The sequence below is a fragment of the Nodosilinea sp. AN01ver1 genome (genome assembly GCF_050565655.1).
Lineage (GTDB): Bacteria > Cyanobacteriota > Cyanobacteriia > Phormidesmidales > Phormidesmidaceae > Nodosilinea.
This window is the reverse complement of the sequence record NZ_JBNXVS010000037.1, coordinates 11564-25073: the sequence shown is the minus strand read 5'-3', so window position 1 is coordinate 25073 and position 13510 is coordinate 11564. Positions and strand designations below refer to the sequence as shown.

The 13510-nt window shown below is 58.7% G+C and carries 13 protein-coding genes; 10 read left to right on the top strand and 3 right to left on the bottom strand.

Annotation, left to right across the window (positions count from 1 at the left end; all coding sequences use genetic code 11):
- Nucleotides 1–6: 6 nt before the first annotated feature.
- Nucleotides 7–594, bottom strand: coding sequence for a phycobiliprotein lyase (locus ACQ4N7_RS22375; protein ID WP_430713703.1), 588 nt, complete (start codon nucleotides 592–594; stop codon nucleotides 7–9).
- A 689-nt stretch (nucleotides 595–1283) separates the two neighbouring features.
- On the opposite strand from ACQ4N7_RS22375, the gene ACQ4N7_RS22370 reads away from it, so the two are divergent.
- The 8 genes from ACQ4N7_RS22370 to ACQ4N7_RS22335 all read left to right on the top strand — a co-directional run bounded on the left by ACQ4N7_RS22370 (nucleotide 1284) and on the right by ACQ4N7_RS22335 (nucleotide 7172).
- Nucleotides 1284–1802 (top strand): phycocyanin subunit beta, encoded by a 519-nt coding sequence (locus ACQ4N7_RS22370; protein ID WP_106868037.1) that lies wholly within the window; start codon nucleotides 1284–1286, stop codon nucleotides 1800–1802.
- 109 nt (nucleotides 1803–1911) lie between these two features.
- Nucleotides 1912–2400, top strand: coding sequence for a phycocyanin subunit alpha (cpcA, locus tag ACQ4N7_RS22365; protein ID WP_430713702.1), 489 nt, complete (start codon nucleotides 1912–1914; stop codon nucleotides 2398–2400).
- 100 nt (nucleotides 2401–2500) lie between these two features.
- Nucleotides 2501–3319, top strand: a complete 819-nt coding sequence (locus tag ACQ4N7_RS22360) for a phycobilisome rod-core linker polypeptide (protein WP_430713701.1) — start codon at nucleotides 2501–2503, stop codon at nucleotides 3317–3319.
- Between the two features lie 220 nt (nucleotides 3320–3539).
- Nucleotides 3540–4415, top strand: coding sequence for a phycobilisome rod-core linker polypeptide (locus tag ACQ4N7_RS22355; RefSeq protein WP_430713700.1), 876 nt, complete (start codon nucleotides 3540–3542; stop codon nucleotides 4413–4415).
- Nucleotides 4416–4503: 88 nt separating this feature from the next.
- The gene (locus tag ACQ4N7_RS22350; protein ID WP_106868041.1) at nucleotides 4504–4740 is read left to right on the top strand and encodes a phycobilisome linker polypeptide; all 237 of its coding nucleotides are present in this window, start codon (nucleotides 4504–4506) and stop codon (nucleotides 4738–4740) included.
- A 34-nt stretch (nucleotides 4741–4774) separates the two neighbouring features.
- Entirely contained in the window at nucleotides 4775–5608 is an 834-nt protein-coding gene (locus tag ACQ4N7_RS22345; protein WP_430713699.1) for a HEAT repeat domain-containing protein, read from the top strand.
- A complete protein-coding gene (locus ACQ4N7_RS22340) occupies nucleotides 5595–6260 on the top strand; it encodes a HEAT repeat domain-containing protein (RefSeq protein WP_430713698.1) in 666 nt (221 codons plus the stop codon). Before ACQ4N7_RS22345 ends, ACQ4N7_RS22340 begins: the two co-directional genes overlap by 14 nt.
- Before the next feature lie 171 nt (nucleotides 6261–6431).
- Nucleotides 6432–7172 carry a WecB/TagA/CpsF family glycosyltransferase gene (locus ACQ4N7_RS22335; protein ID WP_430713697.1) on the top strand — a complete coding sequence of 247 codons (741 nt, stop codon included), beginning with the start codon at nucleotides 6432–6434 and terminating at the stop codon, nucleotides 7170–7172.
- Nucleotides 7173–7291: 119 nt separating this feature from the next.
- Here the strand turns inward: ACQ4N7_RS22335 and sfsA are convergent, their stop codons facing one another.
- Both sfsA and recJ read right to left on the bottom strand, forming a co-directional pair.
- Entirely contained in the window at nucleotides 7292–8023 is a 732-nt protein-coding gene (gene sfsA, locus ACQ4N7_RS22330) for a DNA/RNA nuclease SfsA (RefSeq protein ID WP_430713696.1), read from the bottom strand.
- 30 nt (nucleotides 8024–8053) lie between these two features.
- Complete coding sequence (gene recJ / locus ACQ4N7_RS22325; RefSeq protein ID WP_430713695.1) at nucleotides 8054–10354, bottom strand: single-stranded-DNA-specific exonuclease RecJ; 2301 nt, start codon at nucleotides 10352–10354, stop codon at nucleotides 8054–8056.
- Nucleotides 10355–10701: 347 nt separating this feature from the next.
- Between recJ and ACQ4N7_RS22320 the strand changes: the two genes are divergently transcribed.
- Nucleotides 10702–11787, top strand: coding sequence for a hypothetical protein (locus ACQ4N7_RS22320; protein ID WP_430713694.1), 1086 nt, complete (start codon nucleotides 10702–10704; stop codon nucleotides 11785–11787).
- 198 nt (nucleotides 11788–11985) lie between these two features.
- Complete coding sequence (locus ACQ4N7_RS22315) at nucleotides 11986–13473, top strand: adenylate/guanylate cyclase domain-containing protein (protein WP_430713693.1); 1488 nt, start codon at nucleotides 11986–11988, stop codon at nucleotides 13471–13473.
- Nucleotides 13474–13510: the final 37 nt, after the last annotated feature.

Here is a 13510-nt window from a genome sequence, read left to right as displayed (position 1 = left end):
CCACGCTTACCAGCCAAAGGCTGAGACAGGGGCTAGCGCCTGGTCCTTGGCATCTTCAGATTCAGCAGCAGGCTCAGACAGACGCGACTCGGCGCAGAACGACGCCGTGCTAAAGCCGCCAAACCGTTTCACTACGCTGGTACGCAGCCGCAGATTGGGGTTGGCAAACCAAAAGCGCTCGACCGAGCTCATGGTTTCGTACTCGGTAATCAGCAGCAGCCCACCATCGCCGTCAATTTCGTAGCGACCGATCACGGGCACAATTTCGGCATAGCCCCGCTCGCGCAAAAGCTGGCCGCGACTGGGGTCATCGACGTCGGGCACCAGGGCAAACACCGTGCTGCCAGCGTGGTTTTCGTCGTCTTTGTCCCAGGCCATGGCCCCGTCCCAGGTCACGTAGGCCCCACCTACAGCCGAGGCCGGGTCAACATCGTGAAGCTGGCAAATTTCGACTACGCTGGGGTGCCCCTGATCGAGAGCTTCTACGGAAATTGTAGAGCCGCCCAGTTCGGCCCGGCGAAAGGGCAGGTGGTGGGTAGTGCGTTGGGAATTCCACTGGCCCGCACTCATGCGGAAAAAGTCCATTACGTCCATGGGGCAGGTTCTATTACTTACTAGCGTTCTCAGAAATGCATCGACTCAGCCCGGCAAGCACTGGTCGCACTGCTCTGTATGGATCATACCGCTGTCACCAGGGTCAATGCCGCCAATTGCTGAAATGGCTGGCTGCAAAAGGCGCGATCGCCTCTTGAGCAAGGGTTTTACGCCTTCGTGAAGGCAGCACCAGCGCTCCCTATGGGTCAGCTCAAGCAGAACCTATTGTTACGCAATGTTACGTTGCCTGAGAAGACTTGAAGCGTCCTGCGAAGGGCTAGAGTGCCCAGAATGGTTGAATTCTTTCGCTTTGTCCCTGCGGCAAAGGTAGCTTTTCCTTAATAACTTGTAAAAGATAAAGACACACTGGCGGTGTATAAACATGTCTGGAGGGTTAATTGAATTAGCGAAAGCCAATTCAGGCAACGGTTTCGAGGAATGTTGCGGATCTCTTACAGAGCCGCTTTTTCTCACTCTCATCAGCCTTCCTTTCAAGTGTGTTGAGCCGATTGTGTAGAAGCTTGAACAACCTTGAAGAAATGTAAACTAGATGAGAAAACCGAACACGCTGATCTTTAAGATCCTTCCTATAGATTGGTTAGGCAGCTCCGGCTGAACTAATGATTAACTCGGTCTTAGGACCATTTTCAAGCAAACTCAGCGACAAAAATATTAGGAGATTTGAGTCGATGTTTGACGCATTCACTAAAGTCGTTTCCCAAGCTGACGCACGAGGCGACTTCCTCTCCACCGATCAGATCGATGCTCTTCAGCGCATGGTTGCCGACAGCAACAAGCGTATGGACTCCGTGAACCGCATCACCAGCAACTCTTCCAAGATCGTTTCTGATGCTGCTCGCGCTCTGTTCGCCGAGCAACCCCAGCTGATCGCTCCCGGTGGCAACGCCTACACCAACCGTCGCATGGCCGCTTGCCTCCGCGACATGGAAATCATCCTGCGCTATGTCACCTACGCTATCTTCTCTGGCGATGCTAGCGTTCTCAACGATCGCTGCCTGAACGGCCTGCGTGAGACCTACGTTGCTCTGGGTACCCCCGGTGCTTCCGTGGCCGCTGGCGTTGAGAAAATGAAAGGTGCCGCGATCGCTATCGTTAACGACACCAGCAACATCACCCAAGGCGATTGCAGCTCTCTCGTTTCCGAGATCGGCAGCTACTTTGACCTGGCTGCTGCTGCAGTTGCTTAGGTTCAACCAAGCGCTTCGTCGGTTTGCGCCCATTGGCCATCGGTCATTTGCGCAATCCCTTTCATTTGATTTATTCGCTGTGAAGACAACTGAAGGAGAACCTTAAGCTATGAAAACCCCTTTGACCGAAGCTGTGGCTGCTGCTGATTCCCAGGGCCGTTTCCTGAGCAGCACCGAGATGCAAACCGCCTTTGGCCGTTTTCGCCAGGCTCAGTCTGGTCTAGAAGCTGCTAAAGCTCTGACCACCAAGTCTGACTCTCTGGTGAGCGGCGCTGCTCAAGCCGTGTACAACAAGTTCCCCTACACCACCCAGATGCAGGGGCCTAACTACGCTGCTGACGAGCGCGGTAAAGCCAAGTGTGCTCGCGACATCGGCTACTACCTCCGGATGGTCACCTACTGCCTAATCGCTGGTGGTACTGGCCCCATGGATGAGTACCTGGTTGCTGGCCTAGATGAAATCAACAGCACCTTCGAACTGTCCCCCAGCTGGTACGTGGAAGCTCTGAAGTACATCAAAGCTAACCACGGTCTGTCTGGCGACGGTGCCGTTGAAGCCAACTCCTACATCGACTACGCCATCAACGCTCTAAGCTAGGTTGGCCATTTGCCCGGAGGGGCAGACAGTTGTTAGCGACTTGTTAGCGATTGTTTGTTGCTCCGGGCATTGTTGTATCTATACGCCCAAGGAGGCAACCATGGCAGTAACCACTGCAGCGGGACGCCTTGGCGTTTCGCCTTACAGCGAGGCAATGCGCGTTGAGTTGCGGCCCAACTGGACCGAAGGTGATGTGGAAGCGGTAATTCGTGCCGCCTACCGTCAGGTATTTGGCAACCAGTACATCATGGCCAGTGAGCGCAACACCAGTGCCGAGTCGCTGCTCCGGCAGGGAGACATTTCAGTTCGTGATTTTGTGCGGGCTTTGGCTCTATCCGATCTGTATCGGGATAAGTTTTTCCTGAGCGGACCGCAAAATCGCTTTATTGAGCTGAACTACAAGCACCTGCTGGGTCGGGCGCCCTACAGCCAGGACGAAATCGCATTTCACACTGACCTTTATAACACCTACGGCTACGCAGCGGAAATCAGCTCCTACCTAGATTCCGCCGAGTATCGCGACAGTTTTGGGGACAATGTTGTGCCCTACTATCGCGGTCACTTGACCCAGCGCAATCAAAAGACCGTTGGGTTTACCCGATTCTTCCAGCTCTACCGGGGCTATGGTAGCAGCGATCGCTCGCAGCGCAGCGGTGTGCGGTCAAAGCTTGTTTCGGAGATTGCGAAGAATTCAGCATCGCCCGTGGGTAGCGGCGCTACCGGAGCCGCCATCGTCGGTGGGTCTGGGGGCGATCGCGAGAAGCTCTACCGGGTTCGCGTAACTCAGGCTGCCAGGGCAGGTAGCCCCCAGGTGCGACGCACCTGCACCGAGTTTTTGGTGCCCTACGAGCAGCTGTCTCGCAAGCTTCAGCAAGTCAACCGCACTGGCGGTCGGGTAACTAAAGTCGACCTGGCCTAGGTCGCGGCTTTAATACCTTTCTAGCGGAGTGCTTAGTCTTGCTTAGGCAAGGCTGCGATGGCGAACTCATGTGAGCGGGGGCGACGGGGGCTTAAGTCTGCGATCGCTTCGGCTCTAGGTGGGGCTAGCCTGGGGTGCTCCGCTATTTTTTATTTTGCTGTGTTGAGTGGGCTTGCGCTCACTGTGTCGATAAGACTGTGTTGATAAGGAGGATATTCCTGTGCCTATTACAACGGCAGCATCCCGATTGGGAACCGCTGCATACGACGAAAGCTCGCCCGTGGAGCTGCGCGCCAACTGGTCTCCTGAAGACGCCGAACTCGTGATTAAGGCTGTGTACCGCCAGCTGTTGGGCAACGACTACCTGATGAAGTCTGAGCGCCTGGTCGGTGCCGAGTCGCTGCTCAAAAATGGCTACATCAGCGTGCGCGACTTTGTGCGGGCCGTGGCTAAGTCTGAGCTGTACAAAGAAAAGTTCTTTTACGGCAACTTTCAGACCCGCGTGATCGAGCTGCACACTAAGCACCTGCTGGGCCGCGCTGTCTATGACGAGTCTGAGGTCGTTGAGCACCTCGATCGCTACGAAACCCAGGGCTACGACGCCGACGTTGATTCTTTCATCGACAGCGAAGAGTACCAGGCCAACTTTGGCGACAACGTAGTGCCCTACTACCGCAGCTTTGTCTACCAGGCCGGGCAGCGTTCGGTGGGCTTTACCCGCATGTTCCAGATGTACCGGGGCTACGCCACCAGCGATACCTCGCAAGCGGGCGGCAAAAAGTCCCGCCTGGCGGGTGAACTGGGCCGCAACACCTCCTCATCGGTGATTGCTCCCACCAGTGCAGCCGCGGGCTGGTCGTCTCAGGCCAACAAGCTGGCCACCCCCAGTCAAGCTTTGGGTGGGTCTACCCCCTACGGTGCCAGCGCCGGAAGGGTTTACCGCATTGAGGTCATGGGTGCCAACCTGCCTCGCTACCCAAAGGTACGGCGGATCAACACCTCCTACCTGGTGCCCTACGAAAAGCTGTCGGCTAAGCTGCAGCAGATTAACGCCATGGGCGGCAGGGTAACCAGCGTTACCCCTGCTAGCCTCTAAGCCAATACCAGTCGGCGTATCTCGAGAGGTGCGCCGACTGGAGTCAATTGCCACATTCGAGATCTCGCAACGACCAGGAGAGTTTCCTATGCTCGCTCAAAACGCCTTTGGCAGTCAGACCACCTCCCCCTCCGGCAACCGCATTTTTCTCTACGAAGTTGAGGGGCTGCGCCAAAACGACGCCACCGATCAAAACAATTACCCCATTCGCCAAAGCGGCAGCACCTTTATTAAGGTGCCCTACAGCCGCATGAACGAGGAAATGCAGCGCATCACCAGGATGGGCGGCAAGATCGTCAGCATTCAGCCTTTGGCGGCTGATTAGGCGATTCCGATCGTCGCTGGAGAGACAGTGGAGCATGGAACAGGATCTGCAACAGCCGATCGATGCTGAGGGAGAACCGCTTACGGTTGAGCAGGCCATTGCCAACCTGCGCCAAACCACCGATGCAGGACTGCGCTACTATGCCGCCTGGTGGCTAGGGCGCTTTCGTGTGACTGAGCCGTTGGCCATTGAGTCGCTGGCGCTGGCCCTGGAGGACGAGAGCGATCGCGCCCCCGACGGGGGGTATCCACTGCGGCGCAATGCGGCCAGAGCACTCGGAAAATTAGGCGATCGCAGCGTCGTTCCCGCTTTGATCCAATGCCTGGCCTGCGACGACTACTACGTGCGCGAATCGGCGGCTCAGGCCCTGGAGGCCCTGGGCGATTCTCGGGCCATTCCGGCGCTGAGGGCGTTGCTAGCGGGCGGTGTTGCCGCCGCCGTAGCGGTACCCGGCAAGCCCCACCTGGTGCAGCCCTACAACGCTGTTCTAGAGGCCCTGGGCACCCTGGGTGCAACTGATGCGGTCGAAGAGATTGCTCCTTTTTTAGGGCACGATGTGGCCCAGGTGCAAAACGCGGCCACCCGCGCCCTTTACCAGCTAACCGGCGATGCCACCTACTGCGATCGCCTGGTCGAGCGCCTGCAAGAGCCCAACCTACAGCTCAGGCGATCGGCCATGATGGATTTGGGGGCGATTGGGTATTTGCCTGCGGCGGAGGCGATCGCCACCACCCTGGCCGAAAACAGCCTCAAGCTGATCGCGCTACAGGGGGTGCTCGAATCACACCTGCGCCAGTCTGACTTTCCCAGCCAGGCGCTGAGCGACGATGCCCGCCGGGTGCTGGTTTTAATGGATGAGCTGTTGTAGGACTTGTAACGCAGGCGTGGGTGCAACCGTAGCAGAGCTAGTTCGAGCGATCGAAGCCGCCGATTCTAAGGGCGCGATGGTGGTGGCCGTCAATAATTTGGCCGCCGCTCAAGATGTCGCCGCTATTCCCTCTTTGATAACGGTCCTGGGCTACAACAATCCCGGGGCCGCCGTAGCGGCTGTCAATGGCTTAGCGGCTTTGGGTAGCGCCGCCGTACCCGCCCTGCTCGAACAGATTGACGGCTACAACTACGGCGCGCGGGCCTGGGCCATTCGCGCCCTGGCGCTGATTGGTGACCCCCGCGCCCTGCCCGTGCTGCTTGAGACGGCCAAAGGCGACTTCGCCCTCAGCGTCCGCCGGGCGGCGGCGCGGGGGTTGGGCACCATCCACTGGGCACTGCTGCCCCCCGACCAGGCCGCGATCGCGCAGAGCGATGTGCTTGAGGTGCTGACCCAGGCCACTGCCGATCCAGAATGGGTTGTGCGCTACGCGGCGGTGGCCGGGCTACAGATCCTAGCGACTAACTTGGTAGAGCCTGACCACCAAAAACTGCTGATTCTCGCCTCCCTCCACCGCATCTTTGAGCAGGATGAAACCCCTGCTGTGCAGGCCCGCGCCCGTCTGGCCTTAGATACCCTCGCCCGTCATTAAAGCCTTTGCTTCGATGTTGAGAAATGCAACACATTAACTCAATTTCGAGGTATTGTCTCTATGGTTAATCGCGGTTTGAGTGGGGCATTGACGTTCTAAGTCCAACAGCCGAGAACGTCAGCACAGCCGCTGGGCCGTTTTACATTGAGATGCAGGTTCGGGAAGGGTCGTATGGTGTTGGCTGATCGCTCAAATACCCCAGAAGTTTTGCAGGTTATGGGTTTGCCGGTTCACTGGCGCGCCGACTATGCCGGCTGGCTAGTCGATTGGTACCGCCAGGGGCACGGGGCCCACGTGGTCACCCTCAACGCCGAAATGGCCATGCAGGCCGACCAAAACCCGGCCCTGCGCCAGGTCATTCTCAATGCCGAACTGGTGATCCCCGACGGGGCCGGGGTGGTGCTGTACTTTCGCACCAAAGGACAGCGCATTGAGCGGGCACCGGGCATTGAGCTAGCCGCTGCGGTGCTCAAGCGCCTGTCACCGCAGGAAACTGTCTTTATGTATGGTGGAGTGCCCGGTGTAGCCGATCGCGCTGGCATCTACTGGCAACGACAGTTGGCCGGGCTAAATGTGGTGGGCACCCAACACGGCTATCTAGGGCCTGAAGACCAGCCCGAATTTTTGCAGCGCCTGGAGCAGCTTCAGCCCAGCGTAATACTGGTCGGCATGGGTGTTCCTCGACAGGAACTGTGGATTCGTGAGCACCGCCACCTCTGCCCCAACAGCATTTGGATTGGCGTCGGCGGCAGCTTTGACATCTGGGCCGGGGTTAAATCTCGCGCTCCCCAGTGGATGTGCGATAACCACCTGGAGTGGCTCTACCGGCTCTATAAAGAACCCTGGCGCTGGCGGCGAATGCTGGCGCTGCCCCATTTTGCCCTGCGATCGCTCACCTATTCCGCCCGTTAGAAGGGTTGATGTTGATACTGAATTCGCCTTGGCTACCCCCGCTTGCGTAGGGGCAAACGGTGTTTGCTCCTACGCAAGTCACCTGTTTGGAGTCGGGGTTACGTGATTTGGATTTGTTATTAATCCATCCTTAAATTCGCCAATCCCAAATACCGAATTCCCGCTGGCGTAATCTCAAAACGACAGGGAAGCACTTTTACACCCTTGAGCATCGCTTCCCGCAGCAGCACACCGTAGGTGGGGTCGGTCTCGTCGCCGGGGGCAAAATCGGTACAGTCGCTGCGATTGATAAAGTACAGCATCACCGCCTGAGCCTGAGGAATGAGCGCCGTCAGCTCCTTCAGGTGCTTTTGGCCGCGAGTCGTCACCGTATCCGGAAAAAGGGCGAGGCTACCCTTGGCCCAGGTGGTGTTTTTGACCTCGATATAGGTGGGAATCGGGTTATCTTCCCCGGAGATGACGAAGTCAATGCGGCTCTTACCGTCGCCACCGTAGCGTACCTCGGGGCGAATGGCGCTGTACTCCCCCAGCTCTGGAATTTGCCGCACTTCCAGCAGCGATTTTACAACCCGGTTTGGCAGGGCCGTATTCACCCCTGCCCAGGTGGGCACGGTATCGTGCACTTCGGCTAGTTCCCAGGTGTAGGCCAGCTTGCGCTTGGGGTCGGCGCTGTGGGAAACCAGCACCCGTCCACCCAAATGACACACCCCCGTCATCGGTCCAGTATTGGGACAGTGGGCGGTAATCACCTCGCCTGTCTCTAGCTCAATGTCGGCAAAAAACCGCTTGTAGCGCTTCAGTAATGTGCCTTCGAGAAGGGGAGGAAAGGGGTAGAACCAGTCAGTGGTCATATCAGGGGTTTGAAGTGGGCAGTGCCCACCCTACCAGGAAAGCGCTGTTACCGGCACCTGGGCAAAATAGCGACGGCGAAACTGCTCCTCTTGCAGTACATCTAGAAAACGCTGCACCGCTTTTGCTTGGGGGGCAACCGGGTCTGGATCAGCTTGAAGGGTGATTGTCTCACCGTCGAGGTCAGTGACCTCGAAGCCAGCCGTCTCTAAGGCTTGGAGGCCGAGGGAAAGGCTGGTGGCCGACAGACGCAGCCGATCGATCAGATGCGATCGCGCCACCACCAGCCCGGTCCGCGCCAGATACTTGGCAATGCCCACCAGCTCTTGCCAAATCTCGACCGGCGACAGGTCATCGTGCTCGGCCGAAAAGGTCAGCGCCAGGGGCAACCCGGTCTGGGCCGCCTGTCGCTGCCAGGCCTGCCATTCGCTCCACTGCACCGGGGCTTGCTCAACTCTGAGCACGGCTTCTGGCTCAGCCGGAACCGCCTGCCGCCAGTCCAAAATTGGAGCCGTTGGCAACGGAACTAGCCCAGTTGTTCCACTCCGCACCGGGCGCACATCCACCAGTTTGACGTGGTAGCCGCTGTAGCTGTTGAAGTCTAGCTCCACGACTGCGTCGCAGCGGCCCGCAGGCAGCTCGTCGCGATAGTGCCCCCACCACTCGCCCGGAAACCCAGCCAAAGCACCGTCATCCCACAGTTCAAACTCGGTTTTGATAAACCCGACGGCCTGGTTCTGGCGATCGCGCAGCCGCTTGTGAAACGCGTTCTGGAACCAGGCGCCGCGAACCAGCAGCTTTGGTACCGGATTGCCCATACCGCAGGGCTCCAGCCCCTTGAGTTCGCGAAATAGGGACTGGCCCAGCTCAGCTACCGTCACCACCAAATCTATCTCTAGAGTGGCCTGGGGCACACCGTCGCCGCCCAGCTGCTCGCGCACCATGCGGTTCAGCGCCGCCGCCAGCACCTCAATGTGCTCCACTGGCAAAGTTAGCCCCGCCGCCAGGGGATGCCCGCCAAAGCCGCTGAGCAGCTCGGCCTGGGCCTGAAACAGCTGATACAGATCGAGGCCCTTCACCGATCGCGCCGACCCCCGCGCCAGTCGAGGGCTACCATCCTCGCTGGGTGGGTCGATGCGCAGCAGGATAGTGGGTCGCCCCAGCGCCTGGGCCACCTGCCCCGCCACCAGACCCAAAATGCCGGTTGGCCACTGCTCGTCAGCCAGCACCAGACAGCGAGTAGTGGCGAGATCGATTTGAGTTAACCGCGCCATCACCTGCTCGTAGAGGTCGCGCTGCAGGGCTTTGCGGCGGGTGTTGGCCAGCTCGGCTTCATAGGCGAGGGTTTTGGCGCAATCGCGGTTCTGGCTGGTCAGCAGCTCTACACAAAAGCTAGCGTCACCGTGGATGCGGCTGACGGCATTGATGCGCGGCCCCAGACCAAAGGAAATATCGGTGGGGCGATCGCCCGTGCGCTTGCACAGGGCCAGCAGCTCCGCCAGCCCCGGTCGCGGGTAAGGAGGCTGGGGTTGGGTCTGGGTCTGTAGCCGCGCCAGCCCCCGCTGGGCCAGATAGCGACAGTCGCCCCGCAGCTCCACCAGATCGGCAATCAGGCCAATCGCCACCAGGTCTAGTACGTGGTCTAGGGGCAGGAGCGGCGGCGCATCGAGCGCTTCGTACAGCCCCTCCAGCAGCTTGTAGGCCACCGCTACCCCCGACAGCGACGCCAGAGGGTGCTCCGGCGGCAGACGGCGAGGGTTAATTAAAGCCACCGCACCAATATCGCCCTCCGGTAGGGTGTGGTGGTCGGTCACAATCACCGCCATACCAAGGCTCTGGGCATAGGCAATTTCGGCCCCGCTGGTGCTGCCGGTATCGCAGGTCACTAGCAGACTGGCTCCCCAATCGGCTAACTGCTCAAGCCCCCGCCGCGACAGCCCGTGAGACTCGCTCAGCCGGTTGGGGATGAAGTAGGTGAGGCGATCGCCCTTGGGGATCACCTGGCCCAACCCGTCCCAGAGTACGGCGGTAGCAGTTACCCCGTCGGCGTCAAAATCTCCCCAAATGGCCACCTTCTCCTGACAGGCGATCGCCTGCTGGAGTCGCGCAACGGCGATCGCCATATCAGGCCCCAGGGTGCTGGCCGGGGTAGGCTGATAGACCCCAGGGTTGAGCCAGCCCGCCAGCTTGTCGAGTGAACACACCTGGCGCTGCCACAGCACCTGGGCCAACCGACGACTCGCTCCTGGTAGCGCTTCAGCTACGGCCTGCGCCCAGCGATCGGGGCAGAGGTCCTCGGTCGGCAGGTGCCAGTGCAGCGCTAGGACATCCATACGTTTGATTAAAAATAGTTAAGAAATTCAGTCAGGAAAAAGTGATATCAGAGTGATGCAGGATAGACAGACGAGGGCAGTTTAAATAAGCTTCCGTAAAATCAAGAAAGCCTGAAATTGTAGATCTATATCCTGCGATAGAGTTGTTAGTACTGAAATTTCGTCTATTTGGCCGAATACATTCATACTAAATTATCTGTCCTGGGTTGGCATACTGCGGCTTAAAAAGCCTCTACCGTCCCTAACGTCCCACCAGGTTCACATTTAACGGAAGCCCCAGACAACCGCTGCCTTAGCCCCTGGTTGAGCAGGCTGTCGCTGGGGTTGTGTACTCCTCACGAACTACTATGACTAAGCATAGCCACCCTGAGCTAGACGGGCAAAACCCTCAAACCCTATACACATTCCAACTCAAGCGCCCTGGCCAAACCCTGCGAGAACGGCTTACCTGGGGCGCACTGGGGCTATCGGTAGGGCTGGGGATAGCTGCCAGCGCCTTTCTGCTGGTTCCCCAGGCGCGATCGTGGTCTTGGCCTAATCGAGCCGCTGCCGCCGCCCAAAGCGATCCCTTTCGCCAGGGAGCCGGGCAGGCGATGGCAGCCGCAGAGCTGACTCAAACCGCAGAATTTAGCGAAGACTGGGCCGAGGTCGCGATGCTCTGGCAGCAGGCGATCGCCCACATGCAATCAGTGCCCAAGGCTAACCCCAATGCCGCGCTGGCCCAGCAGAAAGTGGCCGAGTACGAACGCAACCTGAAGTACGCCCAGAGCAATGTGGGCACCCGCGCCAGCCGCACCCCCACCGACAAAACCTACTGGACACTGGGCTCTGACCGCGACCTGGTATTGGCAATTCAGGGAGCACCTTCGCAGACCATGCAGTACCACACTGCCTGCCAACAAACCCTGCGCTACGGCAACAGCTTTGTCGAACTGAGCAACGGCTACGTCAAGCAGTATGACAATGCCGACGGCAATCTGCGGGTGCTCGCTAACGAGGCTGCCGTCGTGTCGGCCAGGGCGGCCCAGGGCAGCTGGACGCTGGGGTCAACCCAGGCCGATGTAGTGCAGCTCCAGGGCGCACCCACGCGCCAGGAGCAGTACACGTCCGAGCGTTTTACCACCTATTACTACGGCAAAAGCTCGGTGCTATTTGAGAATGGCCAGGTGATCGGCTACCTCAACTCCGACAACAATCTCAAGGTGTCGCTGCAGCTGCCCGCCCTGCCTCCTGAGCAGGCAGCCCCGCCGTTCTGGACGATGGGCTCTAGCCGCAGCGAAGTGCTGCGGGCCGAAGCGCAAACCCCCATCGCCATCAGCCGCAACGATACCAACTGTGAGGAAGTGTTTCATTTCAGCGACGGTGAAGTAACCTTTCGGCAGGGGTTAGTGACCGGCTACCGCGATCGCGACGGCTCCCTCAAGGTGCGCTAGGGTACAGGCGCTAGGGTGTACCCCAAATGGCAGCTACCCACTGCCAGGCCATCGCCAGGGTGCTCAACAGTTCAGGTGGTTACCCGCTGGGGTAGCGTAACAGCGCTACCCTAGAGCTGAGGGTATAGATCCGGTGCATCGTTTCGGCTCAATGCCCGTATGCTTAGACCAATGACGTAGCCTGCCCGCCCCCGCGTTGTGGATGATGCCTCCGCCGCCATTGATTTAGTCATCGTCGACGACGATACTGAGACATCGTGCCTACTGCAGCGGCTCCTCAGCCAGCAAGGGTACCGAATTCAGGTGGCCGAAAATGGCCAGCAGGCGATCGCATCTATTTTGACGTCTCGGCCTGGCCTGGTGCTGCTCGATCTGCTGCTGCCCGATATGGACGGCTACACCCTCTGTCAGCAGCTCAAGCAAAACCCCCTCACCACCGAAATCCCGGTGATTGTGCTGAGTTCTTTGGTCGACTCCATCGACAAGGTCAAAGCCTTTCAGGCCGGGGCAACCGACTACATTACCAAGCCGTTTGCGGTGCAGGAGGTGCTGGTGCGCGTGCAAAACCAGCTGCGCTTGGCCCAGCAGCGGCAGCAGCTCAGCCAGCAAAACGCCCTGCTCACTCAAGAGGTGCACGAGCGCACCCAGATGGAGCAGGCGCTGATTGCGGTCGAAATGAACTACCGCAGCATTTTTGAAAATGCCACAGTGGGCATTTTTAAAGCCTCGTCGCAGGGGCAGTTGCTCAGCGTCAACCCCTCAATGGCGCGCCTCTACGGCTACGAGTCGGCCCAGGAGATGGTAGCTACCGTCGCCGACATCAGCCGCCAGATCTATATTCAGCCCAAGCGTCGCGATGAGCTAGTGGTCTACCTCAACCGCTTTGACAAAATTACCGACGCCGAATCAGAGGTGTTTCGCAAAGACGGCACCACCTTTTGGGTCAGCGAAGACATCTGGAAGGTATGGGATAAGCAGGGCACCTTCTTACACTACGAGGGCATTGTTCACGACATTAGTGAGCGTCGCCAGATGGAGACCGAACTGCGCCAGCAGCGGCAGCAGGCCGACCGACTGCTGGTCAACATTTTGCCCTACCGCATTGCCCAGCGCCTTAAGGGCGGTGCCCGCACCATTGCCGAAAGCCTCGACCAGGTCAGCGTGCTGTTTGCCGACCTAGTTGACTTTACCGCCGCCTCTAGCCAAATGACGCCGCGCCAGCTGGTCAAGATGCTCAACGAAATCTTTTCGATGTTCGATCAGCTGGCCGAGTTTCACCGCCTAGAAAAAATTAAGACGATTGGCGATGCCTACATGGTGGCGGGGGGCTTGCCGACTCCTAACGATGACCATGCTGCTGCGATCGCGCAGTTTGCCCTCGATATTTGCGACGCGATTAAGCAATTTCAGCGCCCCGACGGCAAAACCTTTCAAATTCGAGTAGGTATCAACACCGGGCCAGTAGTGGCTGGCGTGATTGGGCGGCGCAAGTTTGCCTACGATCTCTGGGGCGACACCGTCAATATCGCCAGCCGCATGGAAGCAACTGGCGAAGCCCAGCGCATTCAGGTCACTCCAAACCTGTACGAGCGGCTGAAGGACCAGTTTCAGTTTGAGCAACGCGGCTATGTAGCCGTTAAAGGCCGGGGCCAGATGATGACCTATTGGCTGGTTGGGCGGCTGTAACCAAGCTGCAGACACCTATGGTTTTTGTCACATGTGA

Bases quoted from the DNA above. Each gene is read 5' to 3' on its own strand.
- ACQ4N7_RS22375 (WP_430713703.1), bottom strand. From the start codon at position 594: ATGGACGTAATGGACTTTTTCCGCATGAGTGCGGGCCAGTGGAATTCC.
- ACQ4N7_RS22370 (WP_106868037.1), top strand. From the start codon at position 1,284: ATGTTTGACGCATTCACTAAAGTCGTTTCCCAAGCTGACGCACGAGGC.
- cpcA (WP_430713702.1), top strand. From the start codon at position 1,912: ATGAAAACCCCTTTGACCGAAGCTGTGGCTGCTGCTGATTCCCAGGGC.
- ACQ4N7_RS22360 (WP_430713701.1), top strand. From the start codon at position 2,501: ATGGCAGTAACCACTGCAGCGGGACGCCTTGGCGTTTCGCCTTACAGC.
- ACQ4N7_RS22350 (WP_106868041.1), top strand. From the start codon at position 4,504: ATGCTCGCTCAAAACGCCTTTGGCAGTCAGACCACCTCCCCCTCCGGC.
- ACQ4N7_RS22345 (WP_430713699.1), top strand. From the start codon at position 4,775: ATGGAACAGGATCTGCAACAGCCGATCGATGCTGAGGGAGAACCGCTT.
- ACQ4N7_RS22340 (WP_430713698.1), top strand. From the start codon at position 5,595: ATGAGCTGTTGTAGGACTTGTAACGCAGGCGTGGGTGCAACCGTAGCA.
- ACQ4N7_RS22335 (WP_430713697.1), top strand. From the start codon at position 6,432: ATGGTGTTGGCTGATCGCTCAAATACCCCAGAAGTTTTGCAGGTTATG.
- sfsA (WP_430713696.1), bottom strand. From the start codon at position 8,023: ATGACCACTGACTGGTTCTACCCCTTTCCTCCCCTTCTCGAAGGCACA.
- recJ (WP_430713695.1), bottom strand. From the start codon at position 10,354: ATGGATGTCCTAGCGCTGCACTGGCACCTGCCGACCGAGGACCTCTGC.
- ACQ4N7_RS22320 (WP_430713694.1), top strand. From the start codon at position 10,702: ATGACTAAGCATAGCCACCCTGAGCTAGACGGGCAAAACCCTCAAACC.